This is a genomic window from Mycobacterium sp. NGS66 (genome assembly GCF_059812225.1).
In genome coordinates, this window is sequence record NZ_JCALCG010000017.1 from 1 (window position 1) to 25360 (window position 25360).

Consider the following 25360-nt stretch of genomic DNA (forward strand, 5'->3'; position numbering starts at 1 on the left):
CACACGCCGTCCCAGCCACCCCCGACGACCCCCAGAAAATCCCCGCCTAACCACAAGCCGAACCATGAACCACGCAAAACCGCGAACGCATCGCATTGAACGTTGACGACGGGTTGCATTCGCGCTGATCCCACTGCTGGGCCCCCGTGCAATGTGTGGTCTACTACTATTACGGCATACCCGTACTGGGTATGCGGGTGTCGTGAAGCATGCCCCTGTTCCGGCCCAGAGAGGAGACAATTCACTGATGAGGCGACAGTTAGCAACCAAGGTTGTGGCCGCGTTCGCGGCTCTGCTGACCTTTACCGCATGTAGCAGTTCGGCCAATCAGGCCGGCTCCAGCACAACCTCGGCCGGCTCTGCGGCTGCCTCGAATGCGCCGCCGGGCCAGCAGCCGCATAACGACGCGGACACCATGTTCGCCCAGCAGATGATTCCCCACCACCAGCAAGCTATCCAGATGAGCGACATCATCATTGGCAAACAGGGCATCGATACTCGCGTGATTCAGCTGGCCAACCAGATCAAGGCGGCACAGGGGCCTGAAATCCAAACGATGCAGTCCTGGCTGAGCCAGTGGGGGCAGTCGACGACGCCGATGACCCCTGGCAGCATGCCGTCGGGGAGCCCGATGCCCGGAATGCCGAGCCACAGCGGTATGCCCGGGATGCCCGGAATGAGCGCGACGATGTCCGAACAAGACATGCAGGCCTTGCAGAACGCCCAAGGCGTCGAGGCCAGCAAGCTTTTCCTCACCCAGATGATCCAGCACCATCAAAGTGCCATCACCATGGCCCAAGACGAAATCAAGTCCGGTCGCTACCCCCCGGCCACCGCGCTGGCGCAGTCCATCGTCACCAACCAGCAACAGGAGATCAACACCATGCAGAGCCTCTTGGCCTAGCTGTAAGCAGGCCGGTGGCTACGGCGATCGCGATCACTCTCATGGATCGCCCCCGCCCTTGGTCTGGCGTGCAGATGTGTTTGTCGCGCAAGGCGGAAGGTCCGGGCGACACCACGGGTAGCGCCGGGCGTTTCCTGACCGCGGCGATGGCCGGCTCGCCGAAGCGCCGTGCGCAAACCGATCAATGTACCGGTGTCGGCGAGAACGCGATCTTGCGATTGCGCCTGTTCGCTGTGCAGCGAAGGTGGCCTCGACGCAGGGCTAGGGCTGCCGCGCGGAGTGCCGAATCGGCAAGTCCAGCGTTTCTCGCCTGCTCAGCCGGGCCGGTCAAGCATCAGGAGCGTACGAGTCGCGCAATGGCGTCGGTGGCTTCTTTGAGTTTTACGTCTGCCTCTTCGCCGCCGAGCTCGGCGGCGTCGACGACGCAATGCTTGAGGTGGTCGTTGAGCAGGCCGAGGGCCACGGCTTGCAGAGCGCCAGTCAGTGCGCTCACCTGCGTCAGGATGTCGATGCAGTACTGCTCATCCTCGACCATCCGCTGGATTCCACGAGTCTGACCTTCTAGGCGCCGTAGCCGGTCGAGGTAGCGGTCTTTGTTGGTGATGTAGCCGTGCGGCTCTGACGCGGAGTCCGGTGCTACCGACTTTGTGGGCGGGGTCATCATCGTTCCTTCCTTTGTGATTGTCGGCAAAAACTTTTCCGCCATGGCGATGCTCCTGAAGGGCTATCCCACGCGGTTTGTTCGAATGGAACGGGCTGCTGCGCTGAAATCTCCTGCGGGTCAAGTCTTCTGCGCGATCGGCAACGCAGCGCACACGACCTGCTGTGGTTGCCGGCACACTGGGGGCTAGGGGCGCCAGTCGAACGGAAAGTGCTTGCTCGACTGCCCGCGATACTCGTGGGAAAAGTCAAATCCGCATGCGTCATCCCGCTTGACCACGCCCCAGGTCGCGACTTGCCCCGGTCCCACTTCGGCGCCCGGGGCGTTCACGGTGGTGACCCGGCGGTCGGGGTCCGACGTCGGACCGGTCAGCGCATCGACCCGCACGTCCACCTTGCCGGGGATTTCCGCGCGCCAGTAGGCGAGGTCCCGGGCCGCAGCAAAGGTGATCGGTGCATACTCGATTGCCCGAAGTTCCCCGATCAAGCGTGCGAACTCTGCCGGCCATCCGCCTACCTTGCCGGTGAAAATCTCTTGCAGCGCACCACGCTGCGCGGTGGACGCCTTATCGTCGATGTAGAACATCAGCTCCATCATGGCGTTGGGGTCGTTGAGCCACATGTTGCCGGTGAACTCGCCCAGTGCGACCATCCCGAGGCCGCTAAGGTCCGTGTCGGCGTAATGACCTTCATGGATCTGCCATACCAGAGTGAACAGGCAGTCTCCGTGCGTGGGCTCCTGCGCAAAGCTGCAGGGACAGGGCAGCTTGCAACTGCACACGTCGAACCACTCACCGCGTAGGTGCCAATCCGTTGTTGTTAGTGCCGCCACAGCTTCTCCTCTGCATACCACCCGGGGGTACCTATGGCAGTGAGAGTAGCGGCGGCACACCCATTGCGCAAGTACCCTCTGGGGGTATCATAGACGAGAGCTGGGTCCTTTACTTGGTACGGGTGGGGGGTATAAACTCGGCCGCGTGGAGGTCGCCAAGGTGGTGTTCGGCTCGCCGGCAAGCCAGCGTGTGCCAGGGTCGGCGCCGGCTGGCCGTGAAGTCGGGGGAGCGAGCGGTATCGCCCATGTGAAGTCCCCCGAGTCGCGTGGGGGGTCGTGGTGGGTGTCGGTGGTGGTGGTGGCCGCTGTGGTGTGGGCGCTGGTTGCTGTGGGTGCGCATGGCGCGCTGGTGTTGGGGGAGCGCCACGGTTTTCCTGCGGGGCATGGGTTGGTGTCGTCGTGGGGGGCGCAGTTTGCGGTCGGGGTCGATCACGCGCAGCTGGTGGACGGGTCGGCGCATTCGCATCATCCGGAGCAGTTCGCGACCGCGGTGTTGCCGCAGCGGGCGGTGAGTGGGTTGGCCGCCCTGGGTGTGGTGGCGGCGGTTGTGGCCGTGTTCGGTGTGTTGGGCGCGGTGGTGGTGCCCGCCTCGCGGGGGCCGCCGTGGGGGTTGGCTCGTGGTGTTGGTGGTCAGGATCTGTTGACTCGGTTCTGCCTTTCTCGTCGCTGACTGGTCAGCGTCAGGCCGTGGTGCTGTGGGCATCGATGGCCGGTGATCGTTGACCGACGTCAATTGGGCGCGCCCGGTGTGGCGGCCCGTGATGCTCAAGCGAGGAGCACATGAACCACGTCTTGTCTTTGGATACCGCGGTGGCGCACGGCGCGCGCCGGCTGGCCCGCCGCGGCCATTGCCTGCCCGGTGAGGGGTTTCGGCCTGCCCCGCAGCCATGCCGCCATGCCCCGGATCGGTATCGCCGGGTGGGTGCGATGGTCGGTAACACTCCGGTGCTGTGGATTTCAGAACCCTTCGGCGCCGGCGAGCGCGGTTTTTGGGCCAAGCTCGAAGGCGCCAACCCCGGTGGCATGAAAGACCGCCCGGCCATGCATATGGTTGAGCGCGCGCGCCTGCGCGGCGATCTGCTGCCCGGCGCGCGCATCGTCGAATCCACCAGCGGCACCTTGGGATTGGGGCTGGCGTTGGCCGGCATGGCCTACCGGCATCCGGTCACCCTGGTCACCGACCCCGGCATGGAACCGATCATCCAGCACATGCTGGGCGCCTACGGCGCCCGGGTGGATGTGGTCGCCCACGCCCACCCGGTCGGCGGCTGGCAGCAGGCCCGCAACGACCGGGTCCAACAATTGCTGGACGCCGAGCCCGACGCGTGGTGCCCCAACCAATACAACAACCCCGACAACATCGACGCGTACCGGCCGCTGGCTCTGGAGTTGCTCGACCAATTGGGTGACATCGATGTGCTGGTGTGCTCGGTGGGCACCGGCGGGCATTCGGCCGGGGTGGCCCGGGTGCTGCGTCAATACAACCCCGATCTGGTGTTGATCGGCGTGGACACCATCGGCTCGACGATCTTTGGCCAGGCCGCCACCTCCCGGCTGATGCGGGGATTGGGCTCAAGCATCTATCCCCGCAACGTCGACTACGGCGCCTTCACCGAAGTGCACTGGGTGGCCCCGGCCGAGGCGGTGTGGGCCGCGCGCACCCTGGCCGCCACCGCCTATACCAGCGGCGGGTGGAGTGTGGGGGCGGTGGCGCTGGTGGCCGGGTGGGCCGCGCGCACCTACCCTCGCCACACCACCATCGCCGCCGTCTTCCCCGATGGCCCCCAGCGCTATTTCGACACCATCTACAACGACGACTACTGCCATGACCACGGGCTTTTGGGCGCCGGAGCGCCCAACCGACCCGAGCACATCAGCACGCCCACCGAAACCATCGTGACGCGCTGGACACGCTGCACCACCATCATCGACCCCACCACCACGACACCGACCCCGCTCACCACACCACCACACCCACACGCCGTCCCAGCCACCCCCGACGACCCCCAGAAAATCCCCGCCTAACCACAAGCCCATCACAGCGAACGAAAACAACACGCAACCACAGTCATCTACTGGTTTTGATCGTGACTTATACCCAGGACGGAGCAAAATGCCATGAATTCTGCGACAACAAGCCAACCGGTGCAGCAGATCCTTTCCCGTGAGAATGTGGCGCTGCCTGTGCTTACCCGCAGCGACCTCGCCGATCTTCCCATTGCTCCCAGCGACGTGATCGAGGCGGTGCGGGGCGCATATTTACGTGTGGCGCAAGGATCTTCGGTAGCGCCGGCGAAGATCATGATGCGTTCACCGTATAGGGATTCGGCTTCGTATGCGATGCCCGGCTATGACGGCGGGTTGCAAATATTAGCCTTCAAAGACTATTACATGCAAAATGACGCAGGGAAAAAGGAATACATCACCATTCTGCTTTACGACGATAAGGCTGGTGTGCCGATCGCCTTTATGGACTGCACCCGCGTCACCACATTACGAACCGCGGCCAGCACCGCGCTGATCGCCGGCGCATGTGCCCCCGCCGGGGCGCGCAGCGCGCTGGTGTCCGGTTCGGGTGCCCAAGGCCGCGAAACGTTCCCGTTCCTGCTGACCGCGCTTCCGGACCTGGACCGGCTGCTGCTGTTCGCCACACATCCGGACGGAATCTCCTCGGTACGAACCTATTTGCGCCAACAGTATCCGGATCGAGACATCGAGATAGTTACCGATCCAGAGAAAGCCGCCGGCGATACGGATGTCATGGTCGCAACGTCGGCCGGCCCCGCCACCGACGTCAAGCTGCGCACCAGCTGGCTCAAACCTGGGGCGCTGTTCATCTCTGTCAACGGGACCGGGGTGCACCCATCGTCGCTGCGCGACGCCGACTACGCTGTCGCAACCACCGCGGGTCAGCTCGCAGTAACCGGTACCCGTTTCGCCAACGAGGACGGCTCGTTGCCACTGGACGCGGAACTGCCCGACATCCTTGCCGGACGAGCGCCGGGCCGAGGAGCTGCGGCTGATCGGGTGTTCGTCTTCAACAGCGGCATGGCCATCACCGATATACCTGTGGCCCATGGGCTGGCTACCCAGGCGATCGCGCTGGGGCGCGGCCAGGACATCCGGCTGTGGAGTTAGCGCCAGAGTCCCTGTCGGTGCCGGCGATCATGCCGGCCTGGTTTCGGCAGGCCCTAGCCGACCGCTCACTATTAGATGATCTCGCACACGCGATCGGAGGGCCGTTCCATGTGCTGTTTCCGCCGCGATTCGCCGGTAACCTCAAGGAATTCAGCGACGTCCTCGCCTCGTCCGGCGTAGGTGGGCAAGTGTTTTTCGCCAAAAAGGCGAACAAGGCGGGCTGTTGGCTACAGGTGTGCGCTAACACTGGTGCCGGAGTTGATGTCTCCAGTGCCCCCGAGCTGGTTCACGCGCTGAGCCGCGGGGTGCGCGGCTCCGACATCGTGGTGACGGGTCCAGCTAAAAGCGAGCATTTGCTCTGGCTGGCGTCGCGGCACGGCTGTTTGATCGCTGTCGACGCCCATGACGAGCTCGACCGGGTGATCGCGTTGGCCCGTCGAGGCGAGATCGTCCGCATGCTGTTGCGGGTGCTCCCAAAGGCTAACCCCGACAGCCGATTTGGCTTCCATCCGACTGAACTGGATATCGCCCTAAAGCGGTGTGCTCTGCAGCGGTCGCGGCTATCGATGGAAGGGTTCTCGTTTCACCTCAACGGATACGAGGTCAAGCCACGCGCGGAGTTAGCGGCCCACTTGGTGGACCGCCTGGTCGAGGCACGTACGCAGGGGCTGGCAGCGACCTCCATTTCTATCGGCGGCGGGTTCGCCGTGAGCTATCTCGATTCCGACACATGGGCCCGATTCTTGCGTGACAGTCAGCAAACGGATTTTCACGCTAGAAAAGCGTTCACCCACTTCTACCCATACCACCAGTCCCCAACCGGCGCGGAAATGCTGGCCGCGATCCTGTCCAGCGAAACAGGCCGCGGCACAAGCACAGTCGCCGAAAAACTGATCAAGACAGGAACCAAACTGCTCATTGAGCCGGGCCGGGCGTTGCTGGATGGGGCTGGGTTCACCGTTTTCCCCGTGCAGGGATTCAAGCGGCGAGGCGACTACGGGATCGTCACAGTCAACGGATTGAGCATGAGCTTGTCCGAGCAATGGAAGTCCAGCGAGTTCCTTCCAGACCCGATGCTGTGGCCACAACAGATCCCCGACGAACTCCACCCGACACGCCCCGTCAGAGCGTGCGTTGGTGGAGCGAGCTGCCTGGAATATGACATGCTCACCTGGCGCAAAGTCATACTGCCGCGCGAACCGCGGAACGGCGACCTGCTGGTCTACCCCAACACTGCGGGCTACCAAATGGACAAGAACGAATCCGAATTTCACCTACTCCGTTTGCCCCCCAAGGTTGTAGTGGCCCCCGGCCACGGCCGGTTCCGCTGGCAGCTCGACGAAAACGGCTATCAACGGTGAGCGTCCCGCCCGTGGCTGAGACCCGCAAAGCGCGCCTTGCTTACCTGATGCGTACCAGCCGGCAACTCACCACCTTGGCGGCACCGATCGCCGGCGTCCAATTCGCCCAAGTGGCCTTGACCACTACCGACTTGGCCGTTATGGGTCTCATCGGGGTCCAGGCGATCGCCGCCGGCGGGCTGGCCGCCACCTTGTACAACCTGATGCGCACCATGTGCGTAGGTGTCGTGACGGCGGTGGGAAACATGGTCGCCGGTGCGGCCGGGCGCGGCGAAACACGCTCGGGCACCGACCACCCGGATGACCAGGCGCAGACCGAAATACGCCAGATCACCCGGTCAGCTTTCTTGGTCGCCACCGGGGCCGCGGTGCTCCTCGCCGTCGCCCTGATCGGCTTAGGGTACGTTTTGCCACTGTTCGGGCTAGACGAGGAAGTGGTAAGACTCGCGCGGCCCATGATGATCACCCTGGCCCCGGGACTGATCCCGATGGTCTGGCTCAACGTGTTGCGCCAGTTCTCTGTCGGCATGCGTCGACCTGGCCCCCTGTTAGCTGTCAGCATCGCGTCCATCGCACTCAACGCGGCGTTAGACCTAATGTTCGTCTACGGGCTGCTGGGAATCCCCAAGCTCGGTCTGGCCGGTATCGGATTGGCCACAACGCTGGTACAGGCGGCTACCGTTATCGCGTTCTACTGGATGCTGCGGCGCGACAAGCACCTTGCCCCGCTGCTATCGATACACGGCTGGAAAGCCGACGCCCACACAGCGCGGCGCATCGTACGTCTGGGCATCCCCATCTCATTGACATACGGATCCGAGGCCGGCATCACCTCGCTGGCCGCCGTGGTAATGGGGGCCTTCGGCCCGATTGCGCTGGCCGCCTACAACGTGGTGAATCAACTGACGCGCATCGCCTTCCAAGTCAGTATCGGCCTATCGCACGGCGCATCAATTCTCGTCAGCCGTGCCGTGGGCAGGGGGGACGAAGAAGCTGCTCAGCAGATAGCCACCGCAGCGCTCGTCCTGGGATGGCTCACCACCGCGGCTATCGGCGTGCTGTACGCGGCGGCCCCACAGGTGGTGTTGCGGCCATTTCTCGACCCCGCCGACTCGTCAACTATTGTGTTGGCCGAGCTCTTCCTGTTCTTTGCGATAGTTCAGCAGATCGTGGACTTCACGCAAAATATCGCCGTGGGGTTGTTACGCGGAATCGAAAACACCGCGGCCGGGTTGCGCGCAACATCGATCGGGTACTGGCTGGTGGGCCTGCCCGTCATGCTGCTGCTAGCATTCCCCGCGCACTTGCAGGGCCCAGGAGTGTGGATCGGGCTCAGCGCCGGTTTCGCAATGACAGCAGCGTTGCTACTGCGCCGGTTCCGCAAAGACCTGCCACAAACGACCTGACAGCATCGTCACCGAGCAGCCGGAGTTGAAGCATGAAGGTGCGGAAGTGATGAGTTTATTGACGCGGTTCCGCGGTTTCGACAAGCCCAGCCGGATGCTGCTGATCAATCAGTTCGGCATCAACGTCGGTTTCTACATGCTGATGCCGTATCTGGCCGGCTACCTGGCCGGGCCGCTCGGGCTGGCGGCGTGGGTTGTCGGTCTGGTGCTGGGTACCCGCGATTTCTCCGAATTGGGCATGTTCCTCGTGGGCGGCACGCTAGCTGACCGGCTGAACTACAAGTGGCTGATCGTGGCTGGGTGCCTGCTACGCGCCGGCGGGTGCGCGCTACTGGTGGCCGCCCAGTCAATACCCGCGGTGTTAATCGCCGCAGCGACCATCGGTTTCGCCGGTGCTTTGTTCAACCCGGCGATCCGTGCCTATCTGGCCGCCGATGTCGGCGAGCGCCGTGTTGAGGCGTTCGCGATGTTCAACATCTGCAATCAGGCCGGGATCTTGCTTGGCCCGCTGGTTGGACTGGCGCTGATGGCCATTGACTTTCGGGTCACCGCGGCAGGGGCGGCGGTGCTGTTCGCTGTGCTCACCGTGACGCAGTTGCTCGCGTTGCCTCAGCACGGTGCCGTCCCTGCGCCGAAGAAAACCTCGATCTTGCAGGATTGGCGGGTCGTCGTCGGCAACCGGTCTTTCCTGTTGTTCGCCGCGGCGATGATTGGCTCCTACGTGCTGTCGTTCCAGATCTACCTCGCGCTGCCCCTGCAGGCATCGATGCTGGCGCCAGGCGCCCATTCATTATTGGTCGCAGCGCTTTTCGCGGTGTCAGGCCTGATCGCGGTCGGTGGGCAGCTGCGCATCACCCACTGGTTCGCCGGGAGCTGGGGGTCTAGACGCAGTCTGGCCGTCGGCCTAACCATCCTGGCGGTGTCGTTCCTGCCCCTGATCGCCATCCCGGACCGCCAGCGCTTGGGCGCCATTCCGGCAGTCGCCGCGCTCTTAATCACAGCGGCACTGCTGGCCGTCGGCTCGGCCGCGGTCTTCCCGTTCGAGATGGACACCGTGGTCTCGCTGGCCGAACGACTGGTGGCCACCCAGTACGGTTTGTATAACACCATCATCGGAGCCGGAATCCTCGTCGGCAATCTGGCCACTGGCGCCGTGATAGACGCCGCACGACGGATCGGCGTCGGCGAACTGCTATGGGCAGGACTGATTCTCATCGGAATCATCGCCGCTGTGGCATTAAACCTTCTGGACCGTGCGCATCGCCTGCAACCCACGCACTCCGATGCCATCACCGCCTAAGCGGCGTCAGAGCTGCCGGCGCGGCAATGTCAGCGGATAGCGGTAACACAATAATCCATGCGATATTCCTGCCCGGTGACCGTCGAAGGATCCGAACTTATCGAATACTTGTCACCATACCCCTTGAGGGTATACGGCTTAGGGTCTATTCTCGGATCGTGAAGTGTTTCCCGCTCGTTTGCGGCGCTCGCATCGATCTGGGTAGGTCGGTCGATGGGGCGTCTGGTCGCGGGTCGAAAGCTGCTTGTGCTGTAGCGGTCGTGCAGTCCCTTGCGCCTAGCAGTGAAGTCGCAGTCTAGGCACGGTGAGGCCGATGGGCGCCAGGGGATCATCATGGCGAGGTTTGATCGTCGGCACGGGGATCGCCGCGGCGGTGGTGTGGGTGCTCACAGCTGGCCTGTGTGGATTGCACCAGGCTGAGTCACATGGGGCTCATGCGCCGCAGTCGGTGTTGGCGTCGGTGGGTCAACGGTTGGCTGCCCACGCTGAAGACGCCTCCCTTGGCGACGGTTCGTCACACGGTTGTCCGGGGCAGTTCGCGACCGCGGGCCCGCCGCGGTCAGTGACCGAGTTGGCCGTGCTGGGTGCAGTCGTGGCGGCGGTCATCCTTACGGGATGGCGTGCGCCGCTTATCATTTCGGGCGGACGCGGCCCGCCGGTCACGCCGGCCAGTGTGCTTACCGGTCAAGATCTGTTGACGCGGTTCTGCTTGTCTCGTCGCTGACTGGTCAGCGCCAGGTCGTTGTTGCCCTGCCACGACGGCCGGTGATCGCCGACCCTTGTCAACGGCCGCTGCCCTGGTTCGCGGCCCCGGCACCGAAGCGACCATGCCTATGACCGGCGTTGCGTCCCTTGTTAATCGGGTCCACCCGATCAACGCCCTAAAGACTCCCAAGCCGCCCCGCTGCGGACCCGGCGCCGGCGCCTATTCCGGTCCCGGCGCCACACTAAGTCACGGCTTTGTGCTGCGGATCTCGGAACCGCTGAGCCCGCCCAACCGGGAATTTCGGGCCAAGGTAGAAGGCTTCAACCCCGGCGCCAGCATGAAATACCCCCTCGCCACCCAGATGGCGGAGCTCGGCCAGGCCGACGGTGAGCTGCATCCCGGCGCTCGGGGCGTCGAATCCACCGGCGGCATCCTGGACTTACGACCCGCGCCACGCGCCCAAACCTGGTTCGCGGCAGCACTTTCCACCGTACCGGCCGCCGGTCGCCGGACAGCTGCGCATCACCCGCTGGTTGGCCACTCGCCGCAACTCGGGGCGCAGTCTGCTCATCGGCACGACGATTCTGGCGGCGTCGCTCGTGCCGCTACTCATAGTGTCCGGCATTCAGCGCCTGGGCGCGCCGGCGGCAGTGGGCGCCCTACTGCTATCGGCGGGCCTGCTCGGATCGGCTCGGCTGCGGTGTTCCCCTTCGAGATGGACACCGTCATCGAACTCGGCGGCGGCCGAGTTGTAGCCACTCATTACGGGTTTTGCACCATCGTCGGCGCCGGGATCCTCCTCGGCAGTCTCGCCACCGGATCGATATTCGGTGTCCACACACCGCTCCAAATCAGCGAACTCCCGTGGGCAGCACTAGCTCTCGTCAGCATCGTCGCCGTACTTGCCCTGCACCGATTCAACGGCACACCAAACCGCCCATTCCGAGGTCGGGTTTATTGGCTTCCCCTCCAAGCCATTCGCCCTGCGGTGCACCGCACCGCAGCGATTCGTCTCGACCTACTCAACCCACTGGATTGCAGCCCAAGGAAAGGGGTTTCGGAATGACAACAAAACGACAACGTCGAACGGTGGTTACAGTCGCGACCGTGGCGATCGCCGCCGCGATGACCGTGACGCTGCATTCACCCGCAAGCGCCCACGCGGACAACGGTTCCATGACCCATTTGCCTCTCCTCCCTCTAGGCATTCGCTATGGTGCGATCGCCTATGCCCCCAACGGCGCATTCGGTAAATCATGGGATCAGCGAACTAAAGCGCAAGCAGAGAACGCCGCAATGAACATGTGCGGCATTACCAGTTGCGAAGTGCTCAGTAGTTTCACCCAATGCGGCGCGCTCGCCTACGACGGCTCGACTTCCGCGGGCGGAATCGGCTTTACGCGCAGCATGGCGGAAGACGACGCCATAACCCGGCTCGGCGGCGGGTGGATACTCACTTGGGCGTGCAACTAGGGCGCCCAGACACCAATTTACCTGACCTGCTGACAGTGGGGATCGGTGTTCCCCGATCTTGGCTAGCCGCACCTCGGCCGTTCATGAGGCTTTCGGTGGCGCGGGCGTCTTTCCCCGGCTGGTCGCCGCAATTGTTGACAGAATCACGTTCAACGCGCGCATCCTCGAAACGGGCACCGTCTCTTATCGGTTGCGCACATCCAAGACCGCTTCCCGACGCAGACGGGCAGGCTGAACGAGGCCCGTTCACGCCGTTCGTCGGAAACGTCGGTCCCCTTCGGTAGGCTCAGCTTCCGTGGCGGAGCCAATCGGCCCTTCTCTCGGCCTCGACCCCAACCGGCTCGACGCGTCGCTGCACGACTTCCTCGGGGCACCGCACTATGTCGGCTCGGTGCACGGGGTCGACGAACTGCGCGCTGACGTCGACCGTTTCGCTCGTATGCTGCTCGGCTATGACTGGGTGACCGGCGAAGCACCTGAACCAGAGTCCGGTCAATGCAACGGCATGTGATTAGGGGCGCGGACCTCGCCATCTGCCAGACAGGAGAAGGTGACCGCGACCTCGTTTTCATCCACGGCTTTCAGAACGACCACACGACTTGGCGTCCGCTGATCGAGCGGCTCGATGAAAACCGGTATCGATTCACGTCGTTCGACCTGTTGGGTTGCGGCGCGAGTAGCAGTGCGGATAGCTGGAAGCGCTGCACGATCGATGAGTACGGCGCCGACCTCATCGCCCTGTGCGATGTGCTCAACATAGACCGACCAGTCGTCATCGGTCATAGTCTCGGCGCTGCGGCCATCCTCAGTGCCGCACTGACCAGGCCCGACCGGTTCGCCGGGATTGTACTCATCGCGCCCGCATCAACGACGGGACTTGACTTCTTGCCCGACGAGGCGAGCTTCGACGCGCTTGCTCACCCAACACGTGAACAGCAACTGACTTTGGCTCGCGCCGCTTTCCGCCACGTGTCCGAGGAAGATTTCCACACACTGATGGCGGTGATCGAATTAGCTTCGCGCGAGCACATCGAGGGCGCGGCCCGGGCGATGCGTACATTTACACGCCAACCGGAGCTCGCCGACCTCGATATCCCATCGATCCTGATCTGTGGCGACCGTGACCGCCATGTACCGCTGCGTAACCACCTGGCGACACAGCAGGCGATCCCCCGATGCGGCTTGCAGGTCTACTTCGACATCGGTCATGTGCCGTTCACCGAAACGCCCGACAGCTGCGCCGCCGTCATCGAGCGGTTCCTCGCGACAATTGGCTGACAGCGCAAGGCTAAGGCCATTACCGATCTACCGCTCGCCGCAAGCAAGGCCACCTTTTGGCCAGCGTGCAGCCGGCCATTTCCCATCCTCACGTCAAGAGTTACTTCAAAGTTGACAGTGCGGTCTAACCGCCGGGGCCGAAATTCGTGAAGATCGCTGGGGCCGAAACACTTGACGAGACTCATCATATTGACTGGGCAGGGACATCGCGTGGTTGCCGTAAACCCACTGCCCGGCAACGGCTTCCCTATTCGATGGATGAGATTAGAGATGACGTGGGCGGCAAGCGTCGTGGTATTAAGCTAACCCGGCGGCATCTTCACGGCCGCCCCGCCGGGGTTCGCGAGGCAATCAAACTTTGGGGATCGCAGCGCCGGGATACCTTCCACCTACCCAGCGATGCTTACTTGCGTCGGGCACGCCTAGCCAGCCGCTGCAACTCAGCCCGCAATCGAGCGGATTCTTCAGAGCTGATCTGTTCAACGAAGTGGCTAAGCACCAGTTCGGAGCGCCCTCCGCCGTCCAGCGCCTCACACATGAGTTGGGCGCTGTGCTGCTCCCGGGTCAGCGTCGGCCAGTACCGGTAGGCCTTGCCGTCGCGTTCACGCGCCAGCCACCCCTTGGTGTGCAGGTTGTCCATGGTGGACATCACCGTGGTGTACGCGATCTCCCGTTGGGCGGCGAGCTCGTCAAAGATCTCGCGGACGGTCGTAGTGTCGTCCCGGCTCCAAATGCGGTCCATCACCACCGCTTCCAACTCCCCGAACCCGCGTACTCGCACTTGCCAAGCCTCCGATCAACGCCACACTGCCGCACGCCGCATCCGATGGCGCCGACCGTGTACTGCCTACGTACCCATACAGTAGATGAAGGTCCCAGCGCACACAATTTCACGCGGGCTCAACACCACTGAGCCGCACACATCAAATTCCAGGGTGGGACCAGGCCGCCGGATGAGACCCAACACCTCAGATCACCCGCCATCTCACCGCCCCCCAAGCGGGCCGACCAAACTCAGCCGGCGACCCGGGCACGCCCGAGGATATGGGTATGTTTCGGAAAGAACCGCAACGGAGCGTAGGAGAACCGGGCGATCTCCTCGATCACGAAACCGGCGGCCTCGATCGCCGCGGTGGTGTCCCGATTGGGATGACAGCCGCCACCCACGCGCGACCACACCGGGGTGATGGCGTCCTGCAGCAGGCCGAACACCGGGCGGTTCGAGCGCACGTGCTCAAAGAACCGCAGCTCGCCGCCGGGCCTCAACACGCGCGCTATCTCGGCCAACGCGCCGCCAACATCCGGCACCGAACACAGCACCAGTGACGTGACCGCCGCGTCGAAGCCGGCGTCTTCGACAGGGAGCGCCGTCGCATGCCCGGCCACCACCTCAACGGCCACAGCGGCCCGCTCGGCGGCGGCCTCGGCCAGCGCGCGCAAGGTAAGGTCGGGCTCGACCGCGACCACCTGGTCAACCGTGTCCGGGTAATGTCCGAAGTTCAGCCCGTTACCGGCTCCGATTTCGATCACCCGCCCCGTCAACCCCGCCAGCACGCGATCGCGGTGCTCAGCACTCCCCCGGGGTTCGGACTCGGCGCTAATCCGCTCATACATCCGCGCAAAACGAGGATGCTGAAACCGCGTTAGATCCGTCACGCTCTGATCCTCCTTACCCTGCCTCGAAACGGCAATCGCGCAATACATCCCATGCGACGATCGACCGTCCTACTGTCTATGTACACAGATAGTAATAGAGGGCGATGCCGGGTCAGCCCATGTTCACGTCAGCCGCCTTTGCGGTTCTCGGGACGACGTGACCGTCAGGACGAAATTGTGAACCTTAGTAGCCGTTCGACTCGTGTATTGGGTGAGGTGATCGAAGTGTCTCAGATTGGCGGACAGGCGGAACTGAAAGCCACGGGCCAGTTGGCGCCCTCCAACGAGCACGTCGGTAGTGCGGAGCGATGCGTGCGGTTGACGTGTCATGCGGGCCGTGCCGAAAACGTCGTCAAGGAGACGCTGTTTGAGGCGCGGCGTCAAACATCCGGTGGTGCTCGAACGCTGCGACTACCGGGGTCGGATCGGGGCACATATCGCCGCCGATCTCCAAATCACCGAAGGAGTATGAATTTTCGATCACCGGGGGAACGGCACGACGACGGTGACACGGCGCACCCGGTGGCCGATCGGGCCCGAATGTCAGATGGTCCTCGGCGATTGGCGTGCTCCCCAGATCGCGCTACGGCCCGTTCGTGCGGTCGTCGGCGCCGAATATGTGTGGTGTTAACAGATGGGGGCCCGTCATGACGTCAGCGCAACGCGGATTCGGCATCCCAGGTGACCGGCGTGTGCCCAGAGATGACAGCCACCGCTACGCGATGTGGGATGCCGCTTACGTTTTGGGATCGCTATCCGCAACGGATCGCCGCGAATTCGAGTCCCACATGGCCGATTGCCCGGTGTGCCGCGATGGCGTCGCTGAACTCAGCGGCATGCCGGGGCTGTTGTCGCAACTCGACCGCACTGACGTCTACGCGATCAACAAGTTCGACCACGGGTCCGCGGAGATGGCGCCGGAGTTGCTGCGGTCGTTGCTGACACGGGTACGCTGGCGCCGTCGTCGTACCCGCCTGACGGTCTGGGCGGCCACGGCCGCCGCGGCCGCGGTGCTGGGGTTTGGTGGGTTGGTTGGCTTTCAGGGACATTCCCCGACGTCGCCGCCGCAGACGAGCGTGTCCGCGCAGCCGATGGCCCAGGTCGGCACGACACTGCTGGCCTCGACGGTGTCCCTGAGCAGCCAGCAGTGGGGAACATACATCGCGCTCAACTTCGTGTGCCTGGCTCCACCGGATGCCCCCCACGACACAGTGGCGATGGTTGTGGTCGGTCGCGACGGTAGCCAAACGCGACTGGCGACCTGGGTGGCCATCCCGGGCCATAACGCCACGCCAACCGGGAGCATCTCGATGCCGGTCAACCAGATCGCGGCAGTGCGGGTCGTTTTGGCCGACAACGACCAGGTGATGCTGGAGCGCTCAGTCTAGGTTAGCCGTAATTCGATGTCGTCGGTGAGCGGGAGGATCCGGATCGCCGGGCCGTGCACAACGGTAGCGCCGCGGGCTCCAACAGGGCAATAAGTTCTTCGGACCGGCGTGCCGCCGTCACCCCGATGGTAAATCCTGCCGATGGTTTAGTTGCGGGCGGTTTCAAGGATTCCATCGGTCACCCGCATTTCGTAGACCGTCAGCGAGCGCAACTCGTCATCAAGGCAGCGTCCATCACGACCCGAGAAGACACGTTTCAGGAAAGGCGAAGCGACCGTGGGTTCGTTGGGGCGGTCGCCGTGTTTGGTGCGTCAGCGGATCCCCTTGCGAGCAGCCGATCGACATCTTGCCTCGCTGCCTCAGCCTGGCTACCCGCTAGCGTCCGAGTGGTGGCGGTCCGAACCACGGAGAGGATTCAAGACACGCGTTGCTAGACAAAAAATGAGACAGCACGAACTGCGAGTTCACGATTCGACGCTGGTTGTAAAAGTAGTTCTCGTTTGAGAAACCAGGCACTGCCGTTTGATCGGCAGATGGTGGCCCTGGCAACGACGCCGGTCGGTCGTCGGCCCGTGGGTTGTCCCCCGCGATTGCACCTCCGAACATTCACCGGCCGGGGGTGGGCAAGGGCATGCCCGGCATCGACGGCATTGGCGACATGGAGGGCATGTTCGTCATAGAGGGCATGGGCATGTTGGACATACCCTTCTTCATGTCGTTCGTCATTCTTTCCATGTCTGCCTTCATGGAGGCGCAACAATCGCCCTTCATGGAGCCCCAACAACCTGGCTGTGCGATGAGGAGATAGAGGCCGGCGGCGATGATGAACAGGCCGGTCAAGATGCCGGTGGCGGCAAGGGCTGGGTAGAGCCAGCGAGTCCAAGTCGGGCTGCTAGTGCTCGGGGTAGAGGAGGCGGAGTCTGTCATAGGTGCTTACCTTTTTCTCGCAGGGCGGTTCGAGGGATCGACAGCAACATACGCTACTACTTAGTAGCTTAGTAGGTCGGCGGTTATCCACGTTTCGACGCCGCGCTCGTCGCGATTTTGTGCGGCGACGGCGGTTTGCTTTTCGGCATCCGGAGGATGCGGCATGGTGGCTGCCGCGTGATGGGCACCTCTCAGCGGGACGCCCAGTTGGATCGCCAGATCGCCGACCTGCGCGAGGAGTTGCGGAAACTGTGGGGAGGAGTCGCTGCATTGGGGGCCGCCGCCGACGAGCAGCCGAGCCCGCAACCCTGACTCATGACCTGTGCCGTAATCCTCACGCTCTCAACGCGACGCAGGTGCGTAGTGCGGGGCCGCAGCCTGCGTTCCAAGAGCCGACCGCAGGAGAGCGGCTCACCCCTTTCACCGAGGTGGTGACACTTCTCATCGTCCGTCATTCAAAGTGATGTAGGCGCGCTGGTCTTCTGCAACCTGGCATCACTCGCTGGGCTCGTCGGCGGATAGATCACGAAGTTGCTCGGCGACGTCCGCGAGTTCCTGCTCCAGGTCGCGCTGATGCGCTTCGAGTGCCTGGCGTCTGACCGCCGCCGTGTCCTCGACGCCGCAATCAATGCCGCCCTGGCGTTTCGATCCTCCGCAGCAGCCGGACCTGCGATCACCCAGCCAGTGCTGGGCATCGCCTCGCTGGATTGTTGTCATGGTTGTTGCTCTCCTTTCTGGATCTCCTCGATCCGCTTGGCGATCGCGTCGTAACGCTGCAGCACTGCATCGATCCGCTCCACTCGATCCCGCAGCGACGCAGCCCAGGCGCCGAGCAAGCCAGCGCCCTCGCCCGTGAGCTCATATGTGCGCTTGAGCGGCCCTGCGACGTCGTCGTTCCACGATGAGCTGACGAGGCCTTCGGCCTCAAGCGAACGCAAGAGCCGGTATAGGTTGCCGAAGTCGACCCTGCCTTCCTTGAGCAGGCCTTCCAGCGATTCCGCGACTTCGTAGCCGTGGCTCGGCCGTTCCGCCAACAACAACAGCACGGCGGGTTCAGCGAAACGCTCGACTTTCGCGCGTACCTCGAAGCTGGCAGGGCCGACGCGACACCGGCATCGCGGCTGGCGGGCAGTCACAACTAAAATGGTATGTAACTTACATAGGTAAGTCAACAATCATTCGGGTCGATCAACGGCCTCTTGCCGATCGGGAGCGCCAGCTCGACCTGCGTTGGATCATCCCGTCATTCCAGCGGGCTACAAATGTCACGACCAACGACATCGTCGCGGCTGGGTAATGGCCGCACCGCTTGAACCAGATGGTGAAAGCCAGGCGGCGTTGCAGCGCAAACGATTTGGCTCTGGGGCCATCTGCTTGTCGAGAATCAGTTTTCCGAAAATGGTGCCCTGAGGCGGACCCTGTCGCGTGAGGGCGGCGATCGGCGGCGTTCGGGATGGGTGCGGTTGTCCCCGATCCGGTGTTGCAACTTCGTGTTACGCAGATACGCGTGCTCGGCCGCCGTTCGCCTTTAGACGGCTCCCGGGCAGTGCCACATGATGCCGACTGCAGTGAGACGGCGGGATCAGCGGCCCCCGGCGAGGACAAGCCTTGTGGCCTGGGCAGCTGGGCAATGTCCGCCTGGGAGTTGGGCAGTGCGTGGGGTCCCTGTGCTCGCCGCAGGCTGGGCCGGCGCGATGCGTGTCGCGTTGTCGGGGGCACGAGCCCCGGTGCGGCCCTGCGGAATCGGTTCGCGATCAGCAGAGCCAGTCCGGGATGGTTTCCCAGCGTTGGCTTGTCAGGTCGGCGCCGCAGGCGCCCAGTCGTTCTTGAAACAGTCCGTCGGCTAGTAAATACGAGGCGACCGCAACGCGGCGTGCGCAGTCGCGGCGCGCGTAGCCGACTGCCTCATCCACGGACGGGTCGCCGCTGGCCGCGAATCCCAGCCGCACCCGCGAGCCAACCAGCGCGGACAGCGTCGTCGCGGTTATGTGCAAATCGGCGCGCGCTCTGGGGTCAGTGGTGCCCGCCGCCGCGAGAATCACGGAATTGCCCAGCCGCCAATCGGATTTCGCCAGCTGGTCGGCGACCACGCGCGCGATCTCCCCGCTCGGTCCCAGGGCGGGGGCGACGATGACATTCGGGTGCCCGCTGTCCGCGACGTGGACGGACAGGTCGGTGCGCACGTGATATCCGCGCGACAGGAACGCCGGGACCACGACGGCGGGGCGGCCGCCGGGCGCCGCCTGCGCGAGCATCTCGCTGGGTGTGGGGCCCAACACGTCGACGAACGCGACCTGGACCCGGCGGTCGAGAAGCGCGCTCACCTACGCGGCAAGGTATCCGATCATGGCGGCACCGCCGGGCCTGCGGGTGCCATGTGCGGCCAGGATCAGGTCCATGAGGTGCTCGGCGGGTCGTCGATGGCGAGCCGGTAACCGCGCTTGACCACCGTTGCGATTATCTTCTTGTCGCCCAAGGCCGTTCGCAGTCGAAGCATGGCCGTGTCGACGGCGTGCGGGTCGTTGCTGTTGCCGGGCAGCACCCGTAAGATGTCGTTACGCGCGACGACATCGCCCGGTCGTTGCGCCAGCGCGCGTAGCGCCGACATGCCAGACGGCGATAGCAGCTTGATCGAACCGTCCAACACCACGCAGCTGCCGCGGATTTCGACCGTGTGACCAGCGACCTTCACGGTGCGCGATCCCAGCAGCGGTAGCTCCTCGGCGATGTGCCGGGCCAAGGCGCCCAACCGCATTCGTTCGGGCGCTGACGTCGGGATGCCTTTGCGGATCAGCGGTTTGGAAGTCACCGGCCCGACGCACATCGCGTGCACGTCGGTGCGGAGGGCCTCCACCACCTGGTCCTCGATGCTCAACTCGCGACTACGTTCCAGCACCGCCGCCGCCGCGGGCGCCGACGTGAAGGTGACTGCATCGAATTGCCGTCGTGCGATCCTGGTGATCAGCTGATCCAAATCACCGCCCAATGGTGTCGGCTTCCATCGGTACACCCGGATGGGCACCACTTCGGCGCCCGCGAAACGCAGACCGCTGACAAATTCCGGGAACGGGTCCCAGGAGTCGGCGGCGCCGTGCAGCTGGATGGCGACGCGCAGCCCGGACACGCCCGCCTCGAGCAAATATTTCAGCATTTCCCGTGAGGATTCGGACTCAGGACACCACTCCTCGCCCAGGCCGGCGACGCGCACCGCATTCGTGCTCTTGGGCCCACGTGACACGATCCGCGCCTTCGACAACGCCGCGATCAGTTGAGTGGCCAGCCCCCAACCCTCGGCCGCGGCCAGCCAGCCGCGGAAACCGATGCCCGTGTGCACGACCAGAATGTCGGGCGGCTCGGCGATCAAAGCCTCAGTGCGGCTGTACAGTTCGTCGTCGTCGGGCAGCGCGATCATGTTCATCGCGGGCGCGCTGCAGACCTCGGCGCCCTGTCGGCTCAGCAGCGCGCACAATTCCTCGGCACGCCGAAATGAGGTGACAGCTACCCGGTAGCCGGACAGCGGCGCGTATTCTCCTTGGGCCATATGACCTGTGTATGCCCGGGGCGTTTCGGCCGCGTTACCACACAATTGCTGATGCATTGCCCTTGCTCGACGGTGGCGGGCTCGGTTTGAGGCACGGACTGTGGCGCGCTTCCGACCGCGACGCGCCGGCGTATATACAGCATCCAGGTCAAGGTCGCGAAGCCGATATAGGACGGCAGGAACATCCAATACGGCCGTCGGCCTAGTCGTACATGTCACCGCACAGCTTTCGCTGTATCAATGCGCGAAATCGAAAGGCAGTTAGTGATTTTCGAGGATGTGGGGACCTTTGCACACGCGCCGACGTGTGGCCGCAACCCTACTGGGTGCGGTGCTCGTGTTGATCGGAGCGTCGGGAGCAGCCGTGGTGAGCTCGGCTGCGGACGCGTGCGGTCCTGTCCGCCCACTAACGCCGCGCTGCGATGTTCAACAAATAGGGCACCCGCATCGCGGGCATCATGACGCCCGACAATGCGACGTGGAAGCCTGCGGTCGCTTTAGGCTACGGCCGCGCCGACACCATGACGATCACCGCCACTGGGTCGATGGCAGCATCGCCAGGGAGGTATCGAGATTCACGACGCTGATCCCGCCCAGCCAAACCAAGGTCTAGCTGACAACCACCCGCCGCAACCCCACCGGGCCGTGTGTCTAGGGACACCATCGGCCCGATCACCGACAAACGTGATTGCCGAGATGGCGTCGGCAGACGATGACACCGTCTTTAGCACCCTGCGCTCACATAACGGCATGCCGGCAAAGGCTGCCCCGCAACAAGGTCGTGGGTAACCCGGCCACGGACTCACCCCCGGCGGTTCGGTCAGCCGGATCAACACCCGCCAATGCTGCGCGGTTCGCAGTGGGAGATCTCGGTCGCGATGCCTGCAACCACGCTTGGCCTCTAGCAACACTTGCTACGTCCGTACCTACTAAGTACTATAGTAGGCAGTACATATTTCCTGTTGGGAGGAGTGGCGTAGATCAGCATCCAAAAGCCGTCAGCAGATGGCCCAATAGAATGGAACCCCTGCCATGTTCGCCGGCATCACGCGCCACGCCGGCGCCCTGGTTACCGCAATTGTGATGCTAACCGGCACCGAAATTCTGGGCCTCGGCCCAGCAGCGGCCGACCCGGACCAGGACGACCAGTTTCTGGCGCTGCTCGTTAAAAAACAGATCCCCGCCCGCCGCAACGTGCCAAGCCTCATCGCCACAGCCCATAAAGTTTGTCGCAAACTCGATGGCGGCATGCCGGTGGACGACCTACTGGACTCGATGAGGAACAATGCGTTCAACGTCGACCCGCCCGAGCGCCAGTACGCCCCCGAGCGCCTCACGCGCACCCTCACCCGATTCATCACTGCGGCAGTGGAGGCCTACTGCCCGTACGATCAACCAAAGATAGCTTCCATCATCACTATGGCTAATCCCGTGCCGGGATCGAATGAACCGACGCACCGGGTCGCCGCGTACACACACAACACGGTCTTCTCAGGAAGCGATCTTGGTGAGCCGCCACCGTGGTTGGACATGATCAACATGCCGGCGGGTCGGCAGGAACTGCCGGGCAACGGTGTGGTGCTGTTGCCACACTTGATGGACGGCGACGTTTTCGTGGCGGGCCGCTACCGGGACGACCGGTCGACCCGTGACGCGCCTGGCACAGTGCCCGCTTCCCTATTCGGAGCGTTTCCCAAGGGAGATCCCGACTTGCCCAACCCCCCGCAGACTTCGGCACCACCGCCACCGACGGCGCACATCCTGACGCCACCGCAGCCAATCGCGGCACCGCCGCCACCAAAACAATCCCCGCCGCCGCCGCGAGAGCCGCCGCCACCGCAAGAGCCACCGCCACCGCAACAGCTGGAGCCTCGTGCTACTGCTCCTCAACCAGGGGGCGCTGCCGGCGGTGGTGGTGGCAGTGGTGGCACCGGCGGTGGGGGGATCGGCGGCGGTGGCGGAAGTGGTGGCAACGGAGGTGGCGGTCCGGTGGAGTCACCGCCGGCGCCCCGCATGCCGCCGGGCTTTGTCAGGCTCGCACCGTGAGACAGCGAACTGCACGGTGGGCTGGTCGAACCCGGACAGTGATCCACCACCCACGTGGATCTGAACTCACCGCCGGTGCGCGCCACGCTGCACCGCTGCCAGCAGTTCGTGCCCGCCCTGCGCCACGCCCAATTGGACCGGGCCGATCCGCTGCAGGTCTCGGGCGCGGGCCGTGCACGCCAAGCCAGATTGACGCTGTTCGTCAACTCACAAATTGCTGATGAAACGACTGGGCTTCCGTCCCTGCCTGGTCGAAGACGCTCAGGCCCGACACAAGTGGCGAATGGTCAGAGTCCGCTTGGCGGACCTCGACAGCTTCACTGCTGAAGTGGCGCACCGAGCTGGGCAGCGTCTACGTCTTATCGTGCGCGATCATCGCGTACTGCGGGGCATAGTCATCGGCCCTATCACCGACCAGCTGGACCGGCTTGCCCCTGATGTTCTGATCGTACTTGCCGGGCATCGTGGCATTTTTCCCACGAAAGATAGTGCGCACGAAACTCCGGACAGTGCAGCTGCGCCGCAATATACGCCGAGGCGTTTTTCAGCACTGCGATGGTTTGCGCCTGCTCAGCCACTTGCGCGCGGAGTCGGCTCAACTCCGCACGCTCATTAGCCGAAAGCGGTTGGCCGCCAACAAGGTCCGGCCGACCGCCAGCTCCGGCCTCGGCCATCCGCCACCGCTCATCACGCACCCAAGTCTGTAGCACGCTTTGATGCAGATTCAGCTCGCGGGCGACATCGGCGACTCGCTCCTTGGCATCGATGACGCGATGTGCGGCGTCGAACCTGAACTGGGGAGTAAACGATCGCCGTCTTCGGCGCACACCGTTATTTTCCAACGACCACGACCCCCTGTCATCTCAGCCATCCACCGCTTCCGGGGAGCCGCATCAGGCGACGATTTTGACGTCCACCTCGTGAATGCCTGGCCGCGCCGGGGTGATCACGGCGTCACCGCGTCCGACGGGGGAGAACGCACGCAGCGTCCACGATCCCGGCGCAGCAAAGAACCGGAAGTCACCGGTGGCCGATGAGACGACCTCGCCGGTGAACTCGTCCGACGCGTCCAGCAGCCGCACGAACGCGCCGCCTACCGGCTCTCCGGCTTCGTCGAGGACCCGGCCTCTGATCACCGTCTCCTTCTCGATGTCAACACCGGCGGGCAGAGTGATCCATCTCCTCAGTGCAGCCATAATCGCCTTCCCAACTCAAATCTGGACCCCATCACGGAGGCGTATTCGGCCAAACCCGTCGTGGTACTGAACATTCTGCCGCCCGGATGGCTCGCGCAGTTGCAATCACGTTTGCCGAGAACCTACCTAACTACTGTGTGTGTACGTAGATAGTAGACGCGAAATCGCATACTGACAATGCCGGTTTGACCGTGGGAGCAGGGAAACTCATGCGCCTGCAATCGCCCGAGCAGCCGCGGTCGTCGCTTCATGGGGCGACCATTGGGCACGGCGGCGAGGACGTCGGCCACTGGCTCGCATAGCAATGCCTCATCGACTTGTCAAACGCTACAGACTTGCGTGGCCGATGATCACGGCCAGCGCCACTTAGCTATTGACCTACTACGTAGGTACCTAGACGATACCTTATCGGGCAATTGGGGTTTGGTAGCGCACCGAGTTCCCGGATGCGCATCACTCAACCACCTGGAGCTTCAAGTGAATCTACCGCTACGGCTACCGACCCCAGTCTTGGAAGGGTGGGCTCAAAGCGGCCCGGCCGCCGTAATCAAGTTGCGGCAACGGTTGGCATTGCTTGGCGGGGTTGTCTTCATCGTGGCGGCGGTCTTTTGGCGGGATTCATGGCCTGGTCGACGCATGAGTCCAGCGGACCGAACATGAGGCGCTGCGAGATGGGCGGGTCCAGTACGGTGGGATGAGTCCTGGGAGGGACATACCCGGTACGGGTAAGAAGGTGCCCGGTCAACCACCGTCGACATCGGCTCCTAGCACGTCACGCACGCCGCGACCGTAGTCGAATAGCCGTCGAAGTCAACTGCTTTCGCTGCAGTGTTAGCCGCGGGATTGGGTGAGTTCGACATCCGCCGGCGCATCGAGGTCGCCTTCCAAAATCCAGCAGACCGTCGAATGGTCGTGTTCGGTGGGTGCGCCGCGCGACGCGCGGTCAAGCAGGGTCTGTAGGTGGCCTTCGAGGGCAACGAGTTCGGCGATCTGCGCGCGGACCTGGGCAAGGCGGGTGTTCAGGACCTGCCGGACATGTTCGCATGGCACCTCGCCGCGATCATGGATTGCGAGGACTTGGCGTACCTTCTGCAAGGTCAGCCCGGCCGCTTGGCCCCGATGGATGAACCGCAGCCGTTCCACTATCTCCGGTCCATAGTCGCGATACCCGGACGGAGTGCGTGCAGGGGGCGGGAGCAGCCCCGAATCCTCGTAGAAGCGGATGGTTTTGGCGCTGGTGTTGGCGAGTTTCGCCAGCTCGCCGATTTGCATGCGGTCCTCCTTGACCTTCCGGTGCACTGGAAGGATAACACTGGATTGGTGTCAGGTGGTGGCCGTAGCGCTGAGCCAAGGGGACCGGCATCGGAGCTAACCGCGGTGAGCATCGCGGTCGTCGGAACCCGAAATCTCTTGCGCGGGAAGCAAGGACGATCGAGCGCGTTCTCACCCCTGTGGTGTGCGCTCTGCGGTTGTCGACATACCGGGCAGGCGCGTCAGCGTGGACGTCGATGAGGCCCTAATCGGTCACGACGCGTCAGTGGCCGCGAT

Annotated in this window: 24 protein-coding genes and 5 pseudogenes; 16 read left to right on the plus strand and 13 right to left on the minus strand. The window is 63.7% G+C overall.

Annotated features, from left to right (window positions below):
* Positions 1-247: 247 nt before the first annotated feature.
* Positions 248-904 (plus strand): DUF305 domain-containing protein, encoded by a 657-nt coding sequence (locus AC5Y2L_RS24595; RefSeq protein ID WP_499945124.1) that lies wholly within the window; start codon positions 248-250, stop codon positions 902-904.
* Positions 905-1238: 334 nt separating this feature from the next.
* On the opposite strand, the gene AC5Y2L_RS24600 is transcribed toward AC5Y2L_RS24595, so the two are convergent.
* Positions 1239-1565, minus strand: coding sequence for a metal-sensitive transcriptional regulator (locus tag AC5Y2L_RS24600; RefSeq protein ID WP_499944856.1), 327 nt, complete (start codon positions 1563-1565; stop codon positions 1239-1241).
* 189 nt (positions 1566-1754) lie between these two features.
* Positions 1755-2396 (minus strand): annotated as a pseudogene (locus tag AC5Y2L_RS24605) (DUF1326 domain-containing protein); the annotation flags it as partial.
* A gap of 145 nt (positions 2397-2541) precedes the next feature.
* On the opposite strand from AC5Y2L_RS24605, the gene lpqS (AC5Y2L_RS24610) reads away from it, so the two are divergent.
* From lpqS (AC5Y2L_RS24610) to AC5Y2L_RS24660, 11 genes are all read left to right on the plus strand, one after another.
* Positions 2542-3066, plus strand: a complete 525-nt coding sequence (gene lpqS / locus AC5Y2L_RS24610) for a putative copper homeostasis (lipo)protein LpqS (protein ID WP_499944859.1) — start codon at positions 2542-2544, stop codon at positions 3064-3066.
* A gap of 257 nt (positions 3067-3323) precedes the next feature.
* The gene (locus tag AC5Y2L_RS24615) at positions 3324-4421 is read left to right on the plus strand and encodes a PLP-dependent cysteine synthase family protein (protein WP_499945126.1); all 1098 of its coding nucleotides are present in this window, start codon (positions 3324-3326) and stop codon (positions 4419-4421) included.
* 93 nt (positions 4422-4514) lie between these two features.
* Complete coding sequence (locus tag AC5Y2L_RS24620) at positions 4515-5534, plus strand: ornithine cyclodeaminase (protein WP_499944861.1); 1020 nt, start codon at positions 4515-4517, stop codon at positions 5532-5534.
* On the plus strand, positions 5525-6895 hold the full coding sequence (locus AC5Y2L_RS24625) for a type III PLP-dependent enzyme domain-containing protein (protein ID WP_499944863.1): 1371 nt from the start codon (positions 5525-5527) through the stop codon (positions 6893-6895). Before AC5Y2L_RS24620 ends, AC5Y2L_RS24625 begins: the two co-directional genes overlap by 10 nt.
* Before the next feature lie 11 nt (positions 6896-6906).
* Positions 6907-8301, plus strand: a complete 1395-nt coding sequence (locus AC5Y2L_RS24630) for an MATE family efflux transporter (protein ID WP_499944864.1) — start codon at positions 6907-6909, stop codon at positions 8299-8301.
* Positions 8302-8350: 49 nt separating this feature from the next.
* Positions 8351-9601, plus strand: coding sequence for an MFS transporter (locus AC5Y2L_RS24635; protein ID WP_499944865.1), 1251 nt, complete (start codon positions 8351-8353; stop codon positions 9599-9601).
* A 343-nt stretch (positions 9602-9944) separates the two neighbouring features.
* Positions 9945-10325, plus strand: coding sequence for a putative copper homeostasis (lipo)protein LpqS (gene lpqS, locus AC5Y2L_RS24640; protein WP_499944867.1), 381 nt, complete (start codon positions 9945-9947; stop codon positions 10323-10325).
* Between the two features lie 103 nt (positions 10326-10428).
* Complete coding sequence (locus AC5Y2L_RS24645) at positions 10429-11373, plus strand: hypothetical protein (RefSeq protein WP_499944869.1); 945 nt, start codon at positions 10429-10431, stop codon at positions 11371-11373.
* A gap of 41 nt (positions 11374-11414) precedes the next feature.
* Entirely contained in the window at positions 11415-11780 is a 366-nt protein-coding gene (locus AC5Y2L_RS24650; protein ID WP_499944871.1) for a DUF4189 domain-containing protein, read from the plus strand.
* Positions 11781-12075: 295 nt separating this feature from the next.
* Positions 12076-12291 carry a hypothetical protein gene (locus tag AC5Y2L_RS24655; RefSeq protein ID WP_499944874.1) on the plus strand — a complete coding sequence of 72 codons (216 nt, stop codon included), beginning with the start codon at positions 12076-12078 and terminating at the stop codon, positions 12289-12291.
* Positions 12276-13058, plus strand: a complete 783-nt coding sequence (locus tag AC5Y2L_RS24660; protein ID WP_499944878.1) for an alpha/beta fold hydrolase — start codon at positions 12276-12278, stop codon at positions 13056-13058. Before AC5Y2L_RS24655 ends, AC5Y2L_RS24660 begins: the two co-directional genes overlap by 16 nt.
* A 403-nt stretch (positions 13059-13461) precedes the next feature.
* Here the strand turns inward: AC5Y2L_RS24660 and AC5Y2L_RS24665 are convergent, their stop codons facing one another.
* Positions 13462-13839 (minus strand): BlaI/MecI/CopY family transcriptional regulator, encoded by a 378-nt coding sequence (locus tag AC5Y2L_RS24665; protein WP_499944882.1) that lies wholly within the window; start codon positions 13837-13839, stop codon positions 13462-13464.
* A gap of 233 nt (positions 13840-14072) precedes the next feature.
* Positions 14073-14714: a class I SAM-dependent methyltransferase gene (locus tag AC5Y2L_RS24670; protein ID WP_499944887.1), complete on the minus strand. Its 642-nt coding sequence runs from the start codon at positions 14712-14714 to the stop codon at positions 14073-14075.
* A 647-nt stretch (positions 14715-15361) separates the two neighbouring features.
* Here AC5Y2L_RS24670 and AC5Y2L_RS24675 point away from each other — a divergent pair.
* The gene (locus AC5Y2L_RS24675; protein WP_499944889.1) at positions 15362-16102 is read left to right on the plus strand and encodes an anti-sigma factor family protein; all 741 of its coding nucleotides are present in this window, start codon (positions 15362-15364) and stop codon (positions 16100-16102) included.
* A gap of 5 nt (positions 16103-16107) precedes the next feature.
* Here AC5Y2L_RS24675 and AC5Y2L_RS24680 read toward each other — a convergent pair.
* Together AC5Y2L_RS24680 and AC5Y2L_RS24685 are read right to left on the minus strand one after the other, a co-directional pair.
* Positions 16108-16277 (minus strand): annotated as a pseudogene (locus AC5Y2L_RS24680) (uroporphyrinogen-III synthase); the annotation flags it as partial.
* Positions 16249-16389: pseudogene (locus AC5Y2L_RS24685) on the minus strand (nitrite reductase (NAD(P)H) small subunit); the annotation flags it as partial. The pseudogenes AC5Y2L_RS24680 and AC5Y2L_RS24685, both read right to left, overlap by 29 nt.
* 344 nt (positions 16390-16733) lie before the next feature.
* Here AC5Y2L_RS24685 and AC5Y2L_RS24690 point away from each other — a divergent pair.
* On the plus strand, positions 16734-16910 hold the full coding sequence (locus tag AC5Y2L_RS24690) for a hypothetical protein (RefSeq protein ID WP_499944893.1): 177 nt from the start codon (positions 16734-16736) through the stop codon (positions 16908-16910).
* 299 nt (positions 16911-17209) lie between these two features.
* A complete protein-coding gene (locus tag AC5Y2L_RS24695) occupies positions 17210-17341 on the plus strand; it encodes a hypothetical protein (protein WP_499944897.1) in 132 nt (43 codons plus the stop codon).
* Between the two features lie 183 nt (positions 17342-17524).
* On the opposite strand, the gene AC5Y2L_RS24700 is transcribed toward AC5Y2L_RS24695, so the two are convergent.
* The 4 genes and pseudogenes from AC5Y2L_RS24700 to AC5Y2L_RS24715 form a co-directional block, all read right to left on the minus strand.
* On the minus strand, positions 17525-17746 hold the full coding sequence (locus tag AC5Y2L_RS24700; RefSeq protein ID WP_499944900.1) for a hypothetical protein: 222 nt from the start codon (positions 17744-17746) through the stop codon (positions 17525-17527).
* Complete coding sequence (locus AC5Y2L_RS24705) at positions 17743-18165, minus strand: PadR family transcriptional regulator (protein WP_499944902.1); 423 nt, start codon at positions 18163-18165, stop codon at positions 17743-17745. Before AC5Y2L_RS24705 ends, AC5Y2L_RS24700 begins: the two co-directional genes overlap by 4 nt.
* Before the next feature lie 595 nt (positions 18166-18760).
* Positions 18761-19428, minus strand: a pseudogene (locus tag AC5Y2L_RS24710) (sirohydrochlorin chelatase); the annotation flags it as partial.
* Complete coding sequence (locus AC5Y2L_RS24715; protein ID WP_499944904.1) at positions 19419-20570, minus strand: uroporphyrinogen-III synthase; 1152 nt, start codon at positions 20568-20570, stop codon at positions 19419-19421. The gene AC5Y2L_RS24715 and the pseudogene AC5Y2L_RS24710, both read right to left, overlap by 10 nt.
* 1032 nt (positions 20571-21602) lie before the next feature.
* Between AC5Y2L_RS24715 and AC5Y2L_RS24720 the strand changes: the two genes are divergently transcribed.
* Complete coding sequence (locus AC5Y2L_RS24720) at positions 21603-22616, plus strand: DUF732 domain-containing protein (RefSeq protein WP_499944906.1); 1014 nt, start codon at positions 21603-21605, stop codon at positions 22614-22616.
* A 584-nt stretch (positions 22617-23200) separates the two neighbouring features.
* On the opposite strand, the pseudogene AC5Y2L_RS24725 reads toward AC5Y2L_RS24720, so the two are convergent.
* The 3 genes and pseudogenes from AC5Y2L_RS24725 to AC5Y2L_RS24735 form a co-directional block, all read right to left on the minus strand.
* A pseudogene (locus AC5Y2L_RS24725) lies at positions 23201-23443 on the minus strand (transposase); the annotation flags it as partial.
* Positions 23444-23509: 66 nt separating this feature from the next.
* Complete coding sequence (locus AC5Y2L_RS24730; RefSeq protein WP_499944907.1) at positions 23510-23812, minus strand: DUF1416 domain-containing protein; 303 nt, start codon at positions 23810-23812, stop codon at positions 23510-23512.
* Positions 23813-24643: 831 nt separating this feature from the next.
* Positions 24644-25084: a heavy metal-responsive transcriptional regulator gene (locus AC5Y2L_RS24735; RefSeq protein ID WP_499944909.1), complete on the minus strand. Its 441-nt coding sequence runs from the start codon at positions 25082-25084 to the stop codon at positions 24644-24646.
* Positions 25085-25360 lie beyond the last annotated feature (276 nt).